The organism is Lactococcus sp. dk101 (genome assembly GCF_009601055.1).
In the GTDB taxonomy this organism is placed as follows: Bacteria; Bacillota; Bacilli; order Lactobacillales; family Streptococcaceae; genus Lactococcus.
Genome location: NZ_WITI01000004.1, coordinates 64,526 through 84,674, shown reverse-complemented (window position 1 = coordinate 84,674; position 20,149 = coordinate 64,526). Strand labels below are relative to the sequence as shown.

The 20,149-nt window shown below is 38.7% G+C and carries 16 protein-coding genes and 1 tRNA gene; 14 read left to right on the top strand and 3 right to left on the bottom strand.

Annotated elements, in window-relative coordinates:
• Nucleotides 1-15: 15 nt before the first annotated feature.
• Both tsaD and GHI45_RS04920 read left to right on the top strand, forming a co-directional pair.
• Nucleotides 16-1,032 carry a tRNA (adenosine(37)-N6)-threonylcarbamoyltransferase complex transferase subunit TsaD gene (gene tsaD / locus GHI45_RS04925; protein ID WP_147779694.1) on the top strand — a complete coding sequence of 339 codons (1,017 nt, stop codon included), beginning with the start codon at nucleotides 16-18 and terminating at the stop codon, nucleotides 1,030-1,032.
• A 25-nt stretch (nucleotides 1,033-1,057) separates the two neighbouring features.
• Entirely contained in the window at nucleotides 1,058-1,264 is a 207-nt protein-coding gene (locus tag GHI45_RS04920; protein ID WP_147779695.1) for a hypothetical protein, read from the top strand.
• A gap of 83 nt (nucleotides 1,265-1,347) precedes the next feature.
• Here the strand turns inward: GHI45_RS04920 and GHI45_RS04915 are convergent, their stop codons facing one another.
• Nucleotides 1,348-2,148, bottom strand: coding sequence for a hypothetical protein (locus GHI45_RS04915; protein WP_147779696.1), 801 nt, complete (start codon nucleotides 2,146-2,148; stop codon nucleotides 1,348-1,350).
• A 264-nt stretch (nucleotides 2,149-2,412) separates the two neighbouring features.
• Between GHI45_RS04915 and GHI45_RS04910 the strand changes: the two genes are divergently transcribed.
• The 8 genes from GHI45_RS04910 to GHI45_RS04875 all read left to right on the top strand — a co-directional run bounded on the left by GHI45_RS04910 (nucleotide 2,413) and on the right by GHI45_RS04875 (nucleotide 10,384).
• Nucleotides 2,413-2,484, top strand: a tRNA-Glu gene (locus tag GHI45_RS04910).
• 117 nt (nucleotides 2,485-2,601) lie between these two features.
• Nucleotides 2,602-2,868: a hypothetical protein gene (locus GHI45_RS04905; RefSeq protein ID WP_147779697.1), complete on the top strand. Its 267-nt coding sequence runs from the start codon at nucleotides 2,602-2,604 to the stop codon at nucleotides 2,866-2,868.
• A gap of 58 nt (nucleotides 2,869-2,926) precedes the next feature.
• Nucleotides 2,927-3,775 (top strand): aldo/keto reductase, encoded by an 849-nt coding sequence (locus GHI45_RS04900; RefSeq protein WP_147779698.1) that lies wholly within the window; start codon nucleotides 2,927-2,929, stop codon nucleotides 3,773-3,775.
• 178 nt (nucleotides 3,776-3,953) lie between these two features.
• Complete coding sequence (gene gltX, locus GHI45_RS04895) at nucleotides 3,954-5,405, top strand: glutamate--tRNA ligase (protein ID WP_147779699.1); 1,452 nt, start codon at nucleotides 3,954-3,956, stop codon at nucleotides 5,403-5,405.
• Between the two features lie 425 nt (nucleotides 5,406-5,830).
• The gene (locus GHI45_RS04890) at nucleotides 5,831-8,140 is read left to right on the top strand and encodes an LTA synthase family protein (RefSeq protein WP_228386015.1); all 2,310 of its coding nucleotides are present in this window, start codon (nucleotides 5,831-5,833) and stop codon (nucleotides 8,138-8,140) included.
• 103 nt (nucleotides 8,141-8,243) lie between these two features.
• Nucleotides 8,244-8,744, top strand: a complete 501-nt coding sequence (locus GHI45_RS04885) for an RNA polymerase sigma factor (RefSeq protein ID WP_147779701.1) — start codon at nucleotides 8,244-8,246, stop codon at nucleotides 8,742-8,744.
• A 13-nt stretch (nucleotides 8,745-8,757) separates the two neighbouring features.
• Complete coding sequence (locus GHI45_RS04880; RefSeq protein WP_187230076.1) at nucleotides 8,758-9,840, top strand: anti sigma factor C-terminal domain-containing protein; 1,083 nt, start codon at nucleotides 8,758-8,760, stop codon at nucleotides 9,838-9,840.
• A 43-nt stretch (nucleotides 9,841-9,883) separates the two neighbouring features.
• On the top strand, nucleotides 9,884-10,384 hold the full coding sequence (locus tag GHI45_RS04875) for an ECF transporter S component (RefSeq protein WP_147779703.1): 501 nt from the start codon (nucleotides 9,884-9,886) through the stop codon (nucleotides 10,382-10,384).
• 11 nt (nucleotides 10,385-10,395) lie between these two features.
• Here the strand turns inward: GHI45_RS04875 and GHI45_RS04870 are convergent, their stop codons facing one another.
• Complete coding sequence (locus GHI45_RS04870) at nucleotides 10,396-12,684, bottom strand: Xaa-Pro dipeptidyl-peptidase (protein WP_147779704.1); 2,289 nt, start codon at nucleotides 12,682-12,684, stop codon at nucleotides 10,396-10,398.
• A 248-nt stretch (nucleotides 12,685-12,932) separates the two neighbouring features.
• Between GHI45_RS04870 and gla the strand changes: the two genes are divergently transcribed.
• A complete protein-coding gene (gla, locus tag GHI45_RS04865) occupies nucleotides 12,933-13,805 on the top strand; it encodes an aquaglyceroporin Gla (RefSeq protein ID WP_147779705.1) in 873 nt (290 codons plus the stop codon).
• 29 nt (nucleotides 13,806-13,834) lie between these two features.
• Here the strand turns inward: gla and GHI45_RS04860 are convergent, their stop codons facing one another.
• Entirely contained in the window at nucleotides 13,835-14,611 is a 777-nt protein-coding gene (locus GHI45_RS04860) for a CPBP family intramembrane glutamic endopeptidase (protein WP_147779706.1), read from the bottom strand.
• Between the two features lie 121 nt (nucleotides 14,612-14,732).
• On the opposite strand from GHI45_RS04860, the gene GHI45_RS04855 reads away from it, so the two are divergent.
• The 3 genes from GHI45_RS04855 (at nucleotide 14,733) to GHI45_RS04845 (ending at nucleotide 20,048) form a co-directional block, all read left to right on the top strand.
• Complete coding sequence (locus tag GHI45_RS04855; RefSeq protein ID WP_147779707.1) at nucleotides 14,733-15,506, top strand: CppA N-terminal domain-containing protein; 774 nt, start codon at nucleotides 14,733-14,735, stop codon at nucleotides 15,504-15,506.
• A 34-nt stretch (nucleotides 15,507-15,540) separates the two neighbouring features.
• Nucleotides 15,541-16,488: a serine hydrolase domain-containing protein gene (locus GHI45_RS04850; protein WP_147779708.1), complete on the top strand. Its 948-nt coding sequence runs from the start codon at nucleotides 15,541-15,543 to the stop codon at nucleotides 16,486-16,488.
• A gap of 446 nt (nucleotides 16,489-16,934) precedes the next feature.
• Entirely contained in the window at nucleotides 16,935-20,048 is a 3,114-nt protein-coding gene (locus tag GHI45_RS04845) for a DEAD/DEAH box helicase (RefSeq protein ID WP_147779709.1), read from the top strand.
• The last annotated feature ends 101 nt before the right edge of the window (nucleotides 20,049-20,149 follow it).

Below are 20,149 nucleotides of genomic sequence, written 5' to 3'. Positions count from 1 at the left end.
AGAAAAGAAATAAAAATGAAAGACAATTATATCCTAGCATTTGAAACATCATGTGATGAAACATCAGTTGCTGTTCTAAAAAATGGAACAGAACTTTTATCCAATATCATTGCGAGTCAAATCAATAGCCACAAGCGTTTCGGCGGGGTCGTGCCAGAAGTGGCAAGTCGCCATCACGTTGAACAAATCACTGCTTGTATTGATGAAGCACTTGTTCAAGCGGGAATTACGGCGGAAGATTTGACTGCCGTTGCTGTTACTCAAGGACCTGGACTTGTCGGTGCTTTGCTGATTGGAATTATGGCTGCAAAGACATTTGCTTGGGCAAATCATTTGCCACTTATTCCAGTCAATCACATGGCGGGTCACATGATGGCCGCTGCTTTGGTTGATACAATCGAATATCCTGCAATGGCTTTGCTGGTTTCAGGTGGACACAGTGAACTTGTTTATGTGGAAAAAGAAGGCAGCTATAAAAAAGTGGGTGAAACACGTGATGATGCAGCCGGTGAAGCTTACGATAAAGTGGGACGTGTCATGGGCTTGACTTATCCATCAGGAAAAGCGATTGATGAATTGGCACACCAAGGGCAAGACACTTATCATTTCCCTCGTGCCATGATGACCACACACGAAATCGAATTTTCATTTTCTGGCTTGAAATCAGCTTTTATCAACACGGTTCATAATGCTGAACAAAAAGGCGATGATTTGGTCAAAGATGATCTTGTGAATTTGGCAGCTTCATTCCAAGCAGCAGTTCTTGATGTCTTGATTGGCAAGACAAAATTGGCTTTGGAAAAATTCCCTGTCAAAACTTTGATTGTCGGTGGTGGCGTTTCTGCCAACCAAGGTCTGCGTGAACGTTTGGCAAATGAAATCACAGAAGCGAAAGTGATTGTTCCACCATTGCGCTTATGCGGAGACAATGCAGGGATGATTGCAGCAGCGGCTTATATCGAAATGCAAAGAGAAAATTATGCTGGTTTGGACTTAAATGCGAAACCAAGTTTAGTTTTTGATACTTTGTAAAAAATAGAAAATAGAGAGACTGAACATGTTGAAATTAAAAATTCGGATGACGAATGGCGGAACTTATGATGACGAATTTGAAAACGTGTCGGAATTTGTCAGCCTGATGTTGGATGATTTTCCACCGATGGATGATGCAGATGAAATTTTGGATGTTGAAATCGACGGCGAAAAATATGAATTTTCAGGAACAGCCAACGAACTTTATTATGAATTAGTGAATAAAAAATAAAAAGCTTGTCTAAGGACAAGCTTTTTTTGTCAGCGCTGATAGGCGAGAGTGGACAAGCTTGGCGAATACTAAACAAATCCATCTTAAACCACTGCCCACTCGTGAATAGATTTTCCATTATCATCAACCATTTGAAGCCAGCTGTTAGTTCCTGCAAAATATAGAAAATGCCCGACTTCGTTGACAGAACGCAAGATGATGTCCTTTGTCGTTGTCCAGTTTTCAGCATTCCATTTGGCTTGATTTGCTTGGCGTAAGCTTGTCGTAAATGTGGCCTGAATGCCCAAACTTCCATCTTTTCGACGTGGAGCAAGCGCGTCAGGCAACATTGTGGCACCTGCCAAGATACGCATTTCACTGGCTTTTTGCCAAATGACCTGTGCTTTTGTACCCTCGTAGTCGATGTGAAATTCAATTTCTGCGAGTGCTTTTTTCCAACGATGTTGCGCTTTTGCTGGCACGTATTTTTTCTTTTCAAGTTTAATTCCAAAGGCTGTCAGAGCTGACAGGATTTCATCAGTTGATTTTGCACATGCTTTGTAGATATTTTGTGGAATTTTTGTCAAATTATCTGACAGTTGAGCAAGCTTTAGCCCGGCGTCTGACGCTTCTTGAATGAAAAATTGCACTAAATATAATTTTTCAATATCATAAACAGCAGCTTCAATAATGAGAACCTGGTCAAATTCAATTTTTGGAAATTGGTTTTTGTCAGCGCTGATATAAACAGGATGTTTCTTTTTCAGAAGGATAAAAAAGGCAGATTCATTCAATTTGAAACGTGAATGATTGCAGGCAAAGAGCTGAAGTTCGGCACCAGAAGGCAATCCAATCTTCAAATCGTCTTCTTTGTTTAAAGTGACTTTAAAACTGATTTTTTTCATAGCTTTATTATAACGAATGAAAGAAAAAACGACAACTTTTTTCTTTCATTCTAATGAAAACTCTAGAAAATGCCCGCTAGGGATTTTCGTTCGCCCATCGTGTGATTTTCATGCAATGGGGGGTGAGTTTTAAAACGAATGAGAGAAAAATTGACAGGTCTGTACTGTTTTGTTTTTCTGCTATATTATTCATAAAAAAATAGCGATTTCCCACTCAAATTTTTGACAGACTTGTTTGATAGTGCTAGACTAGAAAGGTAGTCAGGTCCCATCTTCTAATGGTTAGGAAACTGGTTTCTCATTCCGGAAATAGGGGTTCGATTCCCCTTGGGACTATTTTAAAGATTTAGCAAATGCTAAGTCTTTTTTTTCGTCAAAAATCGGTGCGTTTTTGTAGTTTATATGCTAAAATATAAGCATAAATCTTTAGCACTAAAGAAGTGGAGAATGCAAATGAGTGAACAAAATGATGCGCTAACCAGTGCAACCATTCGTTTGGAGGACAAAGTAGCAGATGGCTCAGGCCATCACAAGATTTTCGTCAAGGGTATTGAAGATCAATCAGACATTGATCGTTTGGCGAGGATTTTATCGGGGAAACCTGGCGTGATTGCGGTTAAAGTATTCGTGACAGGCGAAGTTCAGTTTGACACTGAATTTCATGTTGAAGCTCCTGTTTTTGAAAATGCAGTGGCTCAATCTGGATTAGAATTGGCTTAAAAAAGCTGTTTTTACAACGGCTTTTTTTATCAAGATTATTTAGGGAAATGGAGAAAAAATGGATTTAAAAGAAACTTTTATGCTTTCAAATGGCGAAAAAATTCCGCGTGTAGGCTTTGGAACTTGGCAATCAAAAGATGGTGAAGAAGCCTATCAAGCGGTAAAAACGGCACTTGAAGTCGGCTATCGTCATATTGATACGGCAGCCGTTTACGGCAATGAGGCTTCGGTCGGTCGTGCCATTAAGGACAGCGGTATCGCACGTTCAGACTTGTTTGTCACCTCCAAATTATGGGATACTGCCTTGACGAAAGAAGATGCTGCGCGTGAAATTGATGAAAGTTTAAGTCGTTTGGGACTTGATTATATGGATTTGTTTTTAATTCACTGGCCAAATCCATTACCAACCCGTCCGCATTTTGCTGAACGGAATGCACAAGTTTGGCGTGCCATGGAAGATGCTGTTCGAGCAGGAAAAATCAAATCAATTGGGACGTCAAATTTTCATGCTAGACATTTATTGCCCTTGCTTGAAGTTGCTGAAATCAAGCCAGTTGTCAATCAAATCATCATCAACCCAAGTGTGCAACAAAAAGAATTAGTTCAATTTAATCAAGAACATGATTTATTGACGGAAGCATACAGCCCACTTGGAACAGGAAAAATATTAGGACTGTCAGAGCTGACAGAACTTGCTGAGAAGCATGGAAAATCAGTAGCCCAAGTTGTCCTGCGTTGGTCAGTTCAAAAAGGCTTCCTGCCGTTGCCAAAATCTGTAACGCCAGCGCGCATTAGAGAAAATGCTCAAATTTTTGATTTTACGCTCAGTGCTGACGATATGGCATTGATTGATGGCCTACAAGGACTTGCCGGCACGGCACGCAATCCAGATGAAAATTCGCATTAAAAAGAGAGCCATAGGCTCGCTTTTTTTTATTTTATAAAAAAGAAAAGAGAAATTCGCAAATATCCTGTCAACAAGTCAATTTTTAGCTACAATAAGCTCCCAAAGTCAATAAAATTGTGGTAAAATAGAGATGACTATGGACACTGTTTTGTTCAAAATATAGGAGACTAAATTTATCATGTCAGATAAAATACGCGTACGTTACGCACCATCACCAACAGGACTTTTGCATATCGGGAATGCCCGTACAGCATTGTTCAACTATCTTTTTGCACGCCATTACAATGGAACTTTCATTATTCGTATCGAAGACACTGACCGTAAACGTCATGTTGAAGACGGCGAACGTTCACAACTTGAAAATTTGCGTTGGTTAGGTATGGATTGGGATGAAAGTCCAGAAACACACGAAAAATACCGTCAATCAGAACGTCTTGACCTTTATCAAGGTTATATTGATCAGTTGCTTGAAGAAGGCAAAGCTTATTATTCTTATCGTACAGAAGAAGAATTGGCTGCTGAACACGAACGTCAAGAAGCTGCCGGCGAAACACCTCACTACACGAATGAATACATTGGCATGACTGATGCTGAAAAAGAAGCCTATGTGGCTGACCGCAAAGCAGCAGGTATCGTACCAACTGTTCGTATCAAAGTCTCTACAACTTCAATCTACAAATGGAATGACATCGTAAAAGGTGAAATTTCATTTGAAGGTGGAAACATTGGTGGCGACTGGGTTATTCAAAAGAAAGACGGTTATCCAACATATAACTTTGCCGTTGTAGTTGATGACCACGACATGCAAATTTCGCACGTCATTCGTGGAGATGACCATATCGCCAACACACCAAAACAACTCATGATTTATGAAGCATTGGGTTGGGAAGCACCCCAATTTGGTCACATGACTTTGATTATCAACTCTGAAACAGGGAAGAAATTATCAAAACGTGATACAAATACGCTTCAATTTATCGAAGATTACCGCAAAAAAGGGTACATGTCAGAAGCGGTATTCAATTTCCTTGCCTTCCTTGGATGGAACCCTGGCGGAAATGAAGAAATCTTCTCTCGCGACGAATTGATTAAATTGTTTGATGAAAAACGTCTGTCTAAAGCACCAGCTGCTTTTGACCAAAAGAAGATGGACTGGATTGATAACGAATATATCAAACACGCACCACTTGAACGCGTCGTAGAAATGGCAAAACCATTCCTTGAAGCTGCAGGACGTCTTGACGAACGTGCAGAAAAATTCATCGAAATGTATCAACCACAAATGAAATCAGCAGAAGAAATCGTGCCATTGACAGACTTGTTCTTTGGAGAAATGCCTGAATGGGACGAAGCTGAAACTGAAATCATGTCACTTGAAACATCACCAGTTGTAGTGGCTGATTTCAAAGAAAAATTGGCTGTCATCGCTGACGATGAATTCACGGCTGAAAATATTTACCCATTGTTCAAAGCTGTTCAAAAAGAAACAGGAGTTAAAGGTAAAAATCTCTGGATGCCAATTCGTATTGCCTCAACAGGTTCAATGCACGGGCCTGAATTGCACAATGCGATTGCCTTGTTAGGTAAGGAAGTGACTTTAAAACATTTGGAAAAAGCACTTGCGAAATAAACTAAATGTTATTCCCTGAATACTAAACTTTAGTTTGGAGCATTGATGAATCTTTGTTCTCAAACTAAAGTTTTTTTATATAAAAAAAGCGTTTGGAGAGTTCAATGGAAAAGAAAAACACGTTACACAATCATGGAGAAAAAATACTGGAAGGAGGAGAAACATCTCAACAATCAAGAGCGAATAAAGAAAAAGTCAAAAAATGGAGAGGACTGAAATCTTTTATTCCCTTGATATTACCCAGCATAGCCCTTTTTTTCCTACTTAGTTATATCAGTATCAAAAACACAATTCCAAGCACGGTAGAAACTTCAAAACCCGTGTCAATTATCATGTATGCATATTTAATGATTGCTCTTGTGAGTGGTTTTTATCTCTGGCTTTGCATGTTTAAAAATAAAAATTTAATAAGAGCGCGTTTGTTGATGAAACTAACGATTGTCAGTATGCTTTATCTCTTCTTTCATTTTTTCATCAACCTATCAAATCATGCTGGAATTGAAACATTCGAGTTAAATTATCAATTCGTAAAAGCCAATATGATTGGTACAAACTATGGTTTACTCATCTTGCTTGTCGGTTTTGTCACGCTGCTTACTTATTTTTGGCAGCGTATCAGCAAGAAAGAATTGGCACTTGAGCGTTTGGCGCTGCCCAAATTGACGGATTTGCATCTCATGTCGGCCGTCTTGATTAGCCTTGCTTTTCTTGATAATTTAACAACAAAATTGATTTGGGAACCTGACTTTGGCCCTTCAAGCTCACGCTGGATTTATCGTTTGGTCTATAACACGACGAACAATTTGATTTTGGCACGAGAAGATTTTACACGATTATTTGTCGATCAACTTTTTGTTTTCCTTATTTTATTGGTAGCTTGTCCGCTGATTTGTCGCGGTTTGTCATTGCTGATAAAAAATAAAACAGGCTTTTCACTGGCATTCTTGAGCAGTTTTGTCTTGTCAGTGCTGACAAACTATCTTATCCAAGATGGAATTACATCAGGACGACTTGCAAATACCAACATTGTTACGGGTGCGATAGCCTTTCAAGTCTTGATTTTGATATTAGTTGCCATGCTGATTTATCTGCTAATCAATCGCTTTGTAATTGCGACGGTAGTGATTGTAGTCCTTTTTGGTGGCTTCTCTTTTGCCAATGCGCAAAAATACAGTCAACGTGAAGAACCCGTTTATCTTTCAGATGTTTCTTGGCTCAAAAATCCAAAAACATTGTTCTCATTTGTGGATACAAAACTCCTTATTCTAGGACTTGTAGCAATCATTTTATTGGTTGTGTTTGCCATTTTCATGAGCCGAAAATTCTATCGTGGCAGTCTGATGGGCTGGAAAGCACGTGTCGGAAGTTTGGTCGGAATAGTGCTTATCATGCTTCCTATTGGACAAAACTTTTCACAATTTAGCGAGACTGAAAAACGAGTAAAAGTACCTATTTTGACTTACTACATGGATTTGTACAATAGTGACATTTTGTGGAAAGGGGCGTCATACACCGCTGGAACCAAATCTTTGTCATTCTCATGGATGCGTCAGATTTTTGGTGGCGAAATGGACAAACCTGCCCAATACAATAAAGCTAAAGTGCAAGAAGTCGCTAAGAAATATGAAACACTTGCAGCTCAAATCAATCAAACGAGAACGGAAAAGATTGAAGACCAAACGGTTATTTATATTTTAAGTGAGTCATTATCAAACCCAAATCGTTTGCCAGACGTGACGGTATCTGAAAATCCATTGCCTAATATTGATGCCATCAAGAATTCATCAACTGGAGGAATCATGTATTCCAACGGTTATGGTGGTGGGACTGCCAACATGGAAGCACAATCGCTGACAGGCTTGCCAATGGCTAATTTTAACAGTAATGTTGCTGTTGTCAACGCTGACGTCTTGCCTCACATGGATTTCATTCCGTCAATTTCAAATGCCTTTGAAAACAAGATTGCCATTCATGCACAAGATGCGTCAAATTATAACCGCTCTTTGATTTATAAAAAATTGGGCTTCCAACATTTTTATGCCTTATCAAATACGGCCAAATCAGACCTACTGACCAATCAAGCATCTTTGGATGGTCAAGTCAGTGACCAACAGACTTATGATGATATTTTGGAACAGATCAACCCTAAACAATCTCAATTCTTTAGCGTGATGACCATGCAAAATCATATGCCATATTCAGCATATTCGGGAGACTCAACGCTTACCGCAAGCGCGAATGGTTTTGATGCAGCAAGGAACAATTTGCTCCAAAATTACACGCGAAAAATTAACACGACCGACAAAGCAACGCAAGAATTTTTAAATCAACTTGAAAAAATCGACAAAAAAATTACCGTTGTTTTCTATGGGGATCATCTGCCAAGTATCTATACTGCAGAAAACTTCCAAAAATCACCGATTACGCAATATGAGACGGATTATTTCATCTGGACCAACCAAGGTAATGCCAGCAACAGTCATGAGAATATCAACTCAGCTGAGTTTACGCCAAAACTTTTGGAAACACAAAATGCCAAAGTTTCGCCTTATGAAGCCCTTTTGAGCCAAGTCATGTGGAATGTACCAGCCGAGTATAATACACCAATCGGTAAAACGGTCAAACTTGATAAATCCCAAGAAGCCATTCTTGATGACTTAAAGATTATTCAATACGACCTCACATCTGGTCAACAATATCTTGATGCTTCTAGCTCATTTTATAAGACCAAATAAAAAAATTAAATCTGTCAGAACTGACAGATTTTTTTTATCTTAAAATTTGCTAAAATAGCTGTAACCAAATGTTGTTTTGTTCGTTATATAAGTAAGGGAGGAGGTGAGCGATACGAAAATTCAGGAATATGAAGCAGAATTAAGGCAGTATGCTGTTGAAGTGACCAAATGGCTTGTGACACGTGGCGTCAAGCCTGACGAAGCACAGGATACTGTTCAAGATGTCTTTGTCAAAATGCTAGAGACAGATTTATTTATTCCACCTTCAAAACTTCGGAGTTGGATGTATCGCGTTGCCTTGAATAACTATATTGACCGTTTTCGGCGGAATAAAAAATATCAAGTCATCTTGCAAGAATTGATGAAAGAACTTCCCTTGATGACAGAAAGTCCCCCTGATTTGCAGCCTTATCTTCTCAAGCTGAAAGCGGCTGACCAGCTTTTATTGCAACATTATTATTATGAAGAAATGTCTGTAAAAGAATTGTCAGCTCTGACAAAAAGCTCTGTCAGTAAGGTCAAAATTGACCTCTACCGCGCCAGAAAAAGATTAAGAAAAATCTTAGATGAAGAAGAATTTGACGCATCAGATTGGAAACTCTAAAAGGAGAAAACAAATGAAAAATTTAGACCAAGATTTCAAGAAATTAGCCCGAAGAAATAAGTGGAAAAGCAGAATAGTAACAGCCTCAATATCATTGTTTGCGACGCTTGTTGTGATTGCAGTTGCTTTTTTTTGGCGGAACAATTATATTTTGCAGCAAGAAAAAATGGTGAGCGAAAAGTTTAATATCACAACAGAAATTTCCTCCCCAAATACGACCTATATCTTCAAGGGAGTCAACCAAGGTTTACTTAATGGAACGTATAGTCTATCTGCTTTCAAAGACTTGAACGGCATCCCAGTCTCAGTCGGCGATACATTTGTCAGCTATGGCGCAACTTTTGGCCAAAACTGGAATTATGGGGCAGACAGATTTTTTGCAACAACTAACACAAATCGTTTTGCATCTATAATTGGTGGGCAAAAAGAACCTGAATTTTTCAAAAGTTCATCCACAAATCAGACCATGTATGATGATGATGGCATGGCATATCCTCAGGAGCTCGAAACACTTGACCAACTGCCAAAACATTTGGCAGAAGTAGCAATCACTTTTGATAAACCTTATACTTATGACGAAATTCAGAAAATGGTGCCAGCCAATTTGTTAACGAATTGGCTTTGGCTAGGGATAAATGCCGAAGAGACGACAGCAGATAATGTCTATATTGGAGTAAGTACGAGTACAGATAGCTATTCAATAGGAGAACCTCAATACGACGACAATGGAAAACTTGTCGAGCAAAATTATAGAACCATGATAGGAAGTAGGACTCAAGATGGAAACTATCAGTTGAATGATGAAATGTATGCAGACTTTGTTTCGGCTGTCAAAAAGTCAGTCACTTATCCAGAATTAAAAAATTTATCATTTGGAAGTAGTAGCAATGGTGAAAAAATGCATTATTTCTATCCTTATCGCGATGCAGTCAAACAAATTGAAAAATATCCGACACTTGAGAAAGCTAAGTTTTCTGGTATCATTTTGACAGGAAAAACAGAAAATTTTGCTCAATTAAAAGGAAAATCCTGGGTTTTAGCAAGTTCAGTAGGTGCGACAACAGAGGATTTACCATATCTAAAAACACAAAAATAAGAAGAAGCTGGGACAATCCAGCTTTTTTTGATATGATAAAATAATGAAGAATAAATTAGTAAGTCGAATGACTTTGATTGCGCTATTGACAGCTCTCTGTTGTGTTTTGAGAGTCGCATTTGTCGAATTTCCAAACGTAAAACCGATTACGGCACTCTTTTTCGCCTTTTCAATTTACATTGGCTTTTATGATAGCTTGGCAATCATGAGCTTGACCATGTTACTAACGGGAATGCTACTAGGCTTTTCTCCGATTATTATTGGACAAATCCTTGTTTATGCAGTCCTAATCCTTATTTTTAAAGGTTTTTCAAAAGTGAATGCCAGCCCTATTTTTCTGTCAATCATTTCGGCAATTTTGGCATTAGTTTTTGGCTTCCTAATCAGTCTTTTTTCGGGCCTACTTTACGGCTTTGGCAGTGGCAGCTTTATCGCTTATTGGCTTGCAGGATTACCTTTTGACGCGGCTCATGCCCTCTCAACTTTGATTTTTTATCCTATTGTTATTATCATCTTACAGCGAACAAAAGCACTCAAAAAATGAGTGCTTTTTCATTATTTTTCAACAGGGAAGATGATTTTAGATTGAGATAAATCAATGTCGTAGGTAAGGTGTCGATTATCTCTGACCGTATGCTCAAAGTCAGTGCTGTAGAGTAAGAGGCGGATTTTATCCGTTTTTTCTAATTTATAAATGGTTGGTTGCAAGTTAAAGCGCACTGTGAACCATTCATTTTCAGGAATTTCTGTGATTTTCAGGAGATCTTCGCGATTTTGCAAATTCAAGAAACCTTTGGTCATGACCTGATAAGGACTGTCGAGAAGTGGCAATTCTTGCAAGTTTTCTAACTCAAAGTTACGCCCACGGTCAATCGCTTTGACGTCCAAAACTTGTGTCGTGTCACGCAAACGTTTTTTATCACCAAAATCTAATAATTGAGCAGAAAGAAGTCCTTTCGTGTCATTGATTTTCAGCTTGATTTCGAGTTCGATTGGGCCGTTAATCATCAATTCTTGTGGCAATTCGAGGTCAATTACAGCGGCGTGCGCTTTGCCTTCAAAGAGATCCTTTTTGAATACCTTAAAATCTTTAGCATATTTTGCGAAACTTTCGTCGTCGTATTGGTTTTCAAATTGAGCCATTGAGACTGCTGTTTTAGCAAGCGGAAGGCTGACGTTGTTGCTTGTTCCCCAATCTTCAAGGCTGATAAATGATTGATATTTTGAATTTTCTTGCAAAATAACAGGTGGAAGTTGCAAATTCAAAGGTTTTGACAACAATTTTGCAGAGAAATAGCTGTTGATGATTTCGGTAAAGTCCAAAGATTGCCAGTTGTGGTTGTAAATGTGCGACCCACGATGCAAGAAAAGATGCTTGTTGTGTCCAGCAGGCAATGCCTTCCAGAAATTGTAGGCCTGTTCGGGCGTGACATTCCAGTCTTGAAGACCGTGGTCAATCAAAATGTCAGCTTTGACCTTGTCCATATTGAGCAAATAGTTGCGGTCGTTCCAAAATTGATTGTAGTCACCTGAAGGACGGTCAAGGTCAGTTGTCATCGCTGACAAACGTTCTTGATAAGCGGCATTGTTTTTCAAGAAATCAGCGCCTTCCAAGTTCTTTGAGTAGGTCAATTCGGCAAGGACATCAAGGTCTTCGCCTGGGAAGCCACCAGGTGAGCGTACTAAGCCATTTTCACGGTAGTAATGATACCAAGAAGAAATGCCAGCTTCTGCCAAAATCACTTCCAAGCCTTCGACACCAGTTGTCGCAGCGGCATAAGCCATTGTACCAAGATAAGATTTCCCAGTCATAGCGACTTTCCCATTTGCCCAACTGGCTTTGATTTCGTGCGTTCTCTTACGACTTGTGAAAGCACGTGTGCGGCCATTGAGCCAATCAATAACAGCAGTCATCGAATAAACTTGTTGATAGTCTCCAGAAGTTTGGAAGCCGTCAGAACCACGTGTTCCGACACCAGCCACATAAATTGAAGCAAAACCACGTGCCAAGAAATAGTCATTCAAAGAATAAGTCCAACCGTGGACAAAATGACCGCTTGCATTGTCAGCGAGTGGTTTATTGCGGAATTCAGAAGTAATTTTTTCTGGTAAACGCTTCTCAACCTGAATGTCATGTGCTATTTTTTCTTGCAAATCGACTTTCATGTCATGCAATTTATTGTCATTTGCTTTGTCATTAGTTCCCAAATGATAAGGACTTGCTGTCATTACTGACGGAATTTCACCCTCAAAGTCTGGGCGAATGATTTGAACCTTAATCAAGTCATTTTCGCCACGGTTAAAGGTATCTGTTGGACTTTCCACCCAGACGGTTTCACGTCTTAATTGGGTCGTGTCAAAAGTAGCGAGCGCTTTATCGTTAAAGAAGTGATAATGATTATCAACAGGGATAAGTCCTTCTGAAACCCAGAATTCAACCAAGGTCATCCCATTTTTGCGACGGGTTAAAAGCAAAAGATAGAAAGCCTCAATCAAATTTTCACTGTTCATTGGCCCTTCAAATTGAGGCAAGTTGATTGATTTAGCAAACGCAGTAGCTTTGCCCACTTCAAATTCAAAGTTCGGAACGAAATCGAGCAGTTGCAAGGCAATCGTCCAGAAAATTTCCCAATCGAATGCATCATCTTTTGCACGTAAAAAGTCTAAACTATCTTTGTCATGTGTGGCTTGGATGACGGTCATGTCAATGGGAGCTTGGATTAAAAAGTCTTTTAAAATCTTTTTTTCATCCCAAAAAACAGACCATTTAAAACCCAAATGATCTAAATCTGCTAATTTTTCTTCAAAGTTCTTTTCAATGATTGAAAAATGATTGAATTTCATTAAAATTTCTCCTTTAACATTCAAAATAAGAGAACGCGAATGGCTCAAAAACCTTATTCTAATTTTTATAATTATATCAAATTTTCTGTAAATAGTCAGTTTGAGTAGTACAGTTTTTTCGGAAATCTTCCAGTAAAAACTTGTAGGAGCTATGGATTTTTGATACAATGTAAATGCTTATGGCGGATGTCAATAACAAATGTTGACGTCGAAATTATTATATTTTATATCAAAGGAGTATTTAAGACATGGATTATTCATGGATGGTTAAATACATCACAGAATTTATTGGTACAGCATTGTTGATCATTTTGGGAAATGGTGCAGTTGCCAATGTCGAACTCAAAGGAACGAAAGCTCACCACCAAAGTTGGTTAATCATTGCTTGGGGTTACGGTTTAGGGGTTATGTTACCAGCCATTGCGCTTGGAAATGTTACTTCACAAATCAACCCAGCCTTCACTCTTGGTCTTGCGGCGAGCGGTTTCTTCCCATGGGCACACGTTGCTCAATACATTCTTGCTCAACTGCTTGGAGCAATCGTCGGACAATTGATTGTGGTTATGGTTTACCGTCCTTACTACCTCAAAACAGACAATCCAAATGCGATTTTAGGAACATTTGCAACAATTGACGCTGTTGATGATAGTAAAGCAGAAAGCCACTTTGGCGCAACAATCAATGGTTTCTTAAACGAATTTGTTGGTTCATTCATTCTCTTCTTTGGTGCAATGGGAATTACAAATCTTTTCTACGGAAAAGAATTGATTACTTGGTACACTAAATATGCGACAAAACAAGGTGCTGATGTTACAAATACAGACGTTATCAATCAAATTAACGCAGCTGTATCAGGAACAACAGCTTCACGTGCCATTGGTATGGTCGTTCTTGGTTTCCTCGTTCTTGTTTTGGTGGCTTCACTTGGAGGACCTACTGGTCCTGGTTTGAACCCAGCACGTGACCTCGGTCCACGTTTGGTTCACAGCTTCCTTCCAAAATCCATTCTTGGAGAATCAAAAGGCGATTCAAAATGGTGGTATGCATGGGTTCCTGTTGTGGCACCTATTCTTGCAGCCTTGGCCGCAGTTGCCCTCTTCAAACTTATCTACTTGAAATAAAAAAGCACACCTTCGGGTGTGTTTTTATTTTATAATAAAGTAAGGAGAAGACCGATGGCATTCCATAACATGTGAACGGACATGTTGAGATAGAAGTTGCGGTATTTGGCGTAAAGCCCAGTCAATACAATACTTAAAGCCCCATAGACAAGCCAACTGTATAAATCTGTTGGTCCATGCATATATGCAAAAATAAAGGCAGCCGCACAAAAGGCGAGAATATTATGTTTATTGAAGATTATTTCGAAAATCCCAACACGATAAGTTAACTCTTCAAAAAATCCAGCAAAAATCGTCTGAAGGGCAAAGATTCCGATTGGAATGACTGTTTTGAGCTGATTGAGCTGGTCTTGATTTTGCGTGTTGGTGGTGTGAATGGCTTGCCCAATGACACTTGTCATCGCTGACACAACAAATAAAAGAAGCAAGCCCATCATAATTTTGCCAATCGGAAAATCTTTTAGTCTTGGTCTTTCAATGATTTTCATTTTGATGGCGTAAGCATAAGATAAGCCAAGAGAAAGCAGAAAGAGCAAGCAAAAGAGCAGGCTATCAACCATTGTAAAGCTGTGATGAACCTGCAAAATGATACTGGTTGTAAGGGTTGGTACGATTGACAGGATAAAGAAAACCAACCAACTCGCCTTTTCGTATGCGAAAAGAAGACTGATTAAATAGAGAAAAAAGGCCGTAATAAAAAATGAATTGAGTGATTGGCGAGCGAAGAGAAAGGCAAAAAGAACCGCGATAGGCAGAACTAGGAGCCAGCGAAGCTTCTTAATAAGTTCAAACTGATTGTTATTCATGAAAACATTGTATCATAAGTTGGCATTCTTAAGCAAAATTGCACGAAATCATTGATAAATTGTCCAAAATTTGCGAAAATAGGATTAAGAAAATAAAGCTGTTGCAATTTTGGAGGTCAACATGAGTGAAATTTTAGAGCCGGTAACTGGTATGCTTCCTGTTTATCGCATCCTCAATCGGGAAGAAAATTTGAATTTTTTCCGTAATGTACTTGGATTGAAAGTCCATCTTGAAGAAGGGGCAATGGTTTGGCTTGGCGGACAAACAAGCAAAGCATCTTGCTTTTTATTGGAAGAATCTCCAGGTGTTCGCTCTGTAAACGGGGCGAAAAAGCATGGACAAACCACGCTTGTTGCGCCTGCAAAGGAAGTAACTCAATTATTAAGCAAAAATCTGGCGCAAGTCGGCAAAATTTATACGGATGGGACGGCTTACGCTTTTGAGACCCGCTCACCAGAAAATGACCACTTTTTGATTTGTTCAGAAGGCTTGTCAGCACTGACAGAAATGGATAAAGCACAATTTACAGCAGTTGCTGTTTCAGATTTTGCAGGTTTATCTGATGTCAAAATCAAAGCGATTGATTTTAATGTGACAGATACAGCTTTACTGGATTTCTTAGGTCATCTCTTGAACGGCCAAGCGACGTCAACAGAACTCGATTTTAAAGGTATTGACTTACGCGAAACGGTCAAAACGGGGAGCGATTTGAATGCCGCATCTGATGAAACATTGGATATGGAATTTTTGATGTTTACAGTAGCAGACGCCTTTGATTTGACTGCATTTGCTCAAAAATTCAAAGAAGAAAACGGCTATTATTTAGACAAGTCTGGACGTACTTTTTCTATCGAAGCACCAAATAATATGGACATTTGGTTCGTGAAAATCTAATCAGAGTTGAGAATAGATTGGGGAAATAAAGTCAATGTGGAATGAAACAAAGGTGATTGAACAAGTCAATGATTATATTCAGCGAGACGTATTTCCTGCTGCCAATTTTGCAGTCATTGAAGACGGACAAGTGCGTGAATTTTTATTTGGTCATGCACAGCTTGTCCCTGAAAAAATAAAACTTGAAGCTGGCAAACTGTGGGATTTGGCCTCAGTAACCAAAGTCGTTGGTACTGGGACTGCCATGATTGATTTGGTCTTTTCTGGTCAGATTGATTTGGAAATGCCACTCAAAAAAATGCTGCCAGAATTTTCTAATGAAAGTCTCACGATACGCCAATTATTGATACATACGTCAGGCATTGATCCTTATATTGAAAATCGCAATCAACTGACGGCTGACCAGCTCAAAAAAGCCATTCTAAACATCTCTGTCACTGATGACAAGCGTTTTAAATATACAGACATCAATTTCATTTTATTGGGATTTTTGCTTGAAAAATTTTATGATGCTAGTTTAGATGAGATTTTTAAGAGAGAAATATTTGAAAAATGGCAAATGTCAGAAACAGGTTTTGGCCCCGTTGATAATGCTGTTGCAACAGCTCAAAATGTGCCACTTGGTCATGTTCATGATCCCAAAGCGCAAGTTTTGGGTGTGCATTGTGGGTCGGCAGGATTGTTTTCTAGCCTGAATTCATTAGAAAAATTTGTATTTGGTTATTTTTCTGATGAGAAATATTTAAAGTTACTTGATAACTATTCAAATGCAACAAAACAAAGAAGTTTAGCTTGGGATATCTTAGAAAAACATGAGAATTGGATCATTCATACAGGATATACTGGTACCTTTATTTTAATGAATGTCAAAGAAAAGAAAGCAGTTATCTTTTTATCTAATCGCGTTCACATGAAAGACGAACGAGCAAAATGGATTGTCGAAAGAGATGCTTTAATTGAACAAATTATTGCTGCCTTTTAAAGATGACAAAAGAGTCGAAAATCGAAATTGGCTTTTTTATTACGCTATATTGGAAAAATTTTGAAAAAAATGATATAATATACGCAAAAAATTGAAATAATTCACTAATATAATTCGATTATTTTTATCTAATCGAACATTTTTTGCTGATACTGTTTAACTTCTAAAAATAGCATTTAGAAGTTAAAGTTTGCGTAAACGCATAAAGCATTTGTCCGTTTGCTTAGCGACTAAAGTCGCAAGAGCAAAACGCAAACCACCTCTTGCGCATAAAAGATTTGTCCGTTTGCTTAGTTGCTAAAGCAACAAGAGCAAAAGGCTAGCGCAAGGCAGTATATTTGCAGTTAATCTACTAAAACGTCCCGTAGGGCGTTTTAGAGGTTAACTAGTATGAGAAGCAACTTGAAGCCGAATAAAGCTTTGTGAAGTGATGCATCGGAGGATACATGAGTAGAATGATGCCAGCGCGTGTGCGTTCAGAAGGAATTGCACTGTTCGCAGCAGGGCTTTTGTCAGATCCAGTAGAGACTGACTTTAAATTAAGCACAGAAATTGAAGGAGAACAAGTCATATATGACTTAGACGGCGCACAAGATTTTTGCTCCTGTGCCGTTTTTCAACAAAATCACCGCTATTGTAAACATATTGCGGCGATTGAGGAATTCTTAAAAAATAATGAGAGCAAATCAGCTGACAGCAAAGGAAGCAGTAACGAAATCATTGAACCAGACGAGGCGCTATACAGCGAAAACTTGGTCTTTTTAGATGCCATCAATTCTGCGACACAATCGAGTTTTGGTTCTGACCAATATTCGATTGAAATCAATATTAGCGATGATGAAAAATTAAGAGATGTATTTTCACTTTATAATTTCCTTTATTTCGATCTTCGTTTACACAGTGAAAAGTTAGGGAAATCCTATGTTATCAAGGATTTGCCGTATTTCTTGCGTGCACTGCGCAATTTCAGTCAATATCCAATGGGTGGAAATTGGGTGGATCTCTATTTTGATAATTTTGATGATGCCAGCCAAGAATTTCTTAACTTTTTGTTAAAAATTGACGCCCGTTCTGATGAAAATTTGAGCCGTTCACTCTTTATTAAAAATGGACGTTTCTTAAATTTGCCATTTTTGTTTTTAGAACAAGGACTTGATTTGGCGTCAAATCTGGAAAATTTCAGTTTCAAAATTTCTGAAAAAGAGATTAAATATTTCACATTTGTCCCATTAGAGTCAGACTCAGATTTGTTTGAATTTGCAGTACGCAGTAAAGAAAATTATATTGAATTTAAACTACTGAGCGAAGACTATCACAGCTTTTATGATGGTGCCTTGCTTTATTATGATCACGTATTTTACAAGATAGATCAAGAGCAACGTCGGATGTTGAGTGTCTTGGACAAACAGTTCAAACTCGAATCCAGTGTTCGTTTTGATTTTGCTGATAAAGACAAATTATCTCAGGCCCTTCAACAGTTGTCAGTCCTTGGTAAAATTGATGCACCTAAGTACTTCCGAGTGAGAAAATTCAAACCTAAATTTACGTTTGATCGTACTGACGACATCAATCTTTTGCTCAAAGTTACTTTTGATTATGGTGATTTTGAAGTGGAAAGTTTCCATGATCTTGAAACACTTGAATTTTCGAGAGACTTACGAAAAGAACAACGTATTTTTGGTTTGATGGAACGTTTTGGATTTGCGCGTGCTTTTGACAGCGAAATTTCGATTCCGTCAGGAATGACAGAGAAATTCTTTGTCCGAATTTTGCCTGCCTTCAAACGCTTGGGCGATGTCCAACTTTCGTCAGCACTGACCGAATTAAATATGGATGAATTGCCAGAAATTTCGATTGACCAAAACGGTGGTTTACTAGATATTTCCTTTGCTTTGCCACACGTTGGCGAAACAGAATTCGCAGATATTATTGCCAAATTACAATCCAATGCTGATTATTTCATCAGTGAAGAAGGACGATTTTACCGCTTTGATGAAAAATTTGACCATCTGAAATCTGCACTTAAAGAACTGGATGACAATTTTAGCATTTCTGGAAATTCATTGACAGTCAATGCCAATCGCACCTTCCAAGTGTCTAAGATTTTTGAAAATATTTCCGGCACATCATTTTCTGAAAAATTCAGCTCATTTTTCCATGATTTAACACACCCAGAAGATTTTGAGTATGAAAAACCAGACCATGTAAAAGCATCGCTGAGACCTTATCAGGAAACGGGTGTGCGTTGGATGAAGATGTTGACGCATTATTCATTGGGCGGTATTTTGGCAGATGACATGGGACTTGGGAAAACCGTTCAAGCCATTACTTATCTCTTGTCATCGCTGATAGAAGGTGAAACGGCATTGATTACGGCACCTGCAAGTTTGACATACAACTGGGCAAGCGAATTCGAAAAATTTACGGATACCATTGATTTTGTTGTTGTTGACGGTGTGAAGCCAGAACGTGATGAAATAATCAAAGGGAAACACCAAGTTTATATTACAAGTTACGGTAGCTTTTTGAAAGATTTTGAAGAATATCAAGACAAAAAATTGAATTATCTTTTGCTGGACGAAGCTCAATATGTCAAAAACTATAGCAGTAAGACCAATAAAGTCCTCTCTGCACTCAATGTTGAACACACCTTTGCCATTTCTGGAACGCCACTCGAAAACCGCCTGGAAGAAATCTGGGCCATTTTCCAAGTGGTTATGCCAGGCTTCCTTCCTGTCAGAGAAAAATTCAATAAAATGGAACCCCTTGCGATTGCTCGAATGATTCAACCATTTATTATGCGTCGTAAGAAAGAAGATGTATTGGAAGAATTGCCTGACAAGATGGAAACGACCCTTTACAACAATCTTGTGGAAGAACAAAAAGTCATTTATGTGGCACAACTCGAATTGATGCAAAACAAGGTCCGTGCCATGGATAGTAACGCATTGTCGAAATCACGCATTGAAATTCTGGCAGGAATTACGCGTTTGCGTCAAATCTGTAACACGCCAGCTCTATTTTTGGATGATTATAAAGGAACATCTGGTAAGTTAGAGCGCTTGCGTGAATTATTGGAACAAATCAAAGATTCAGGCCATCGTCCGTTGATTTTCTCACAATTTACTAAGGTCTTTCCATTTATTGAAGCCATCATGGAAGAAAAAGGAATGTCAGCTTACAAGTTGACAGGTTCAACTCCAGTCAAAGACCGTTTGTCGATGGTACAAGCCTTCAATGCTGGTAGTCGTGATGCTTTCTTGGTTTCATTGAAAGCAGGGGGCGTTGGATTGAACTTGACCTCAGCCGATGTGGTTATTTTGGTTGATTTGTGGTGGAACCCAGCAGTCGAAGAACAAGCTGTTGCGCGTGCTCACCGTATGGGGCAAAAGAACACGGTTGAAGTCATTCGTTTGATTACTCAAGGAACGATTGAAGAAAAAATCATGGCCATTCAAGAACGCAAAAAAGACTTGATTGCCAATGTTCTTGAAGGAGACGTTGTAGATAAAGCACTTAGCGAACAAGAAATAAGAGAAATTTTAGGACTTGGGCTTTAAAAATAGATAAAAATAAGCTATAATATGTAATGGAACCACTTTTTATACTGTTTAACTTCTAAAAAGCATAGAAGTTGCTGCGCTGTCGATGCTCGCTACAC

Excerpts from the sequence above, each read along its gene's own strand:
- GHI45_RS04900 (WP_147779698.1), top strand. The coding sequence starts at position 2,927 with ATGGATTTAAAAGAAACTTTTATGCTTTCAAATGGCGAAAAAATTCCG.
- GHI45_RS04875 (WP_147779703.1), top strand. The coding sequence starts at position 9,884 with ATGAAGAATAAATTAGTAAGTCGAATGACTTTGATTGCGCTATTGACA.
- GHI45_RS04880 (WP_187230076.1), top strand. The coding sequence starts at position 8,758 with ATGAAAAATTTAGACCAAGATTTCAAGAAATTAGCCCGAAGAAATAAG.
- GHI45_RS04860 (WP_147779706.1), bottom strand. The coding sequence starts at position 14,611 with ATGAATAACAATCAGTTTGAACTTATTAAGAAGCTTCGCTGGCTCCTA.
- GHI45_RS04850 (WP_147779708.1), top strand. The coding sequence starts at position 15,541 with ATGTGGAATGAAACAAAGGTGATTGAACAAGTCAATGATTATATTCAG.
- GHI45_RS04845 (WP_147779709.1), top strand. The coding sequence starts at position 16,935 with ATGAGTAGAATGATGCCAGCGCGTGTGCGTTCAGAAGGAATTGCACTG.
- gla (WP_147779705.1), top strand. The coding sequence starts at position 12,933 with ATGGATTATTCATGGATGGTTAAATACATCACAGAATTTATTGGTACA.
- GHI45_RS04915 (WP_147779696.1), bottom strand. The coding sequence starts at position 2,148 with ATGAAAAAAATCAGTTTTAAAGTCACTTTAAACAAAGAAGACGATTTG.
- gltX (WP_147779699.1), top strand. The coding sequence starts at position 3,954 with ATGTCAGATAAAATACGCGTACGTTACGCACCATCACCAACAGGACTT.
- GHI45_RS04890 (WP_228386015.1), top strand. The coding sequence starts at position 5,831 with ATGAAACTAACGATTGTCAGTATGCTTTATCTCTTCTTTCATTTTTTC.
- GHI45_RS04920 (WP_147779695.1), top strand. The coding sequence starts at position 1,058 with ATGTTGAAATTAAAAATTCGGATGACGAATGGCGGAACTTATGATGAC.
- GHI45_RS04870 (WP_147779704.1), bottom strand. The coding sequence starts at position 12,684 with ATGAAATTCAATCATTTTTCAATCATTGAAAAGAACTTTGAAGAAAAA.
- tsaD (WP_147779694.1), top strand. The coding sequence starts at position 16 with ATGAAAGACAATTATATCCTAGCATTTGAAACATCATGTGATGAAACA.
- GHI45_RS04905 (WP_147779697.1), top strand. The coding sequence starts at position 2,602 with ATGAGTGAACAAAATGATGCGCTAACCAGTGCAACCATTCGTTTGGAG.
- GHI45_RS04855 (WP_147779707.1), top strand. The coding sequence starts at position 14,733 with ATGAGTGAAATTTTAGAGCCGGTAACTGGTATGCTTCCTGTTTATCGC.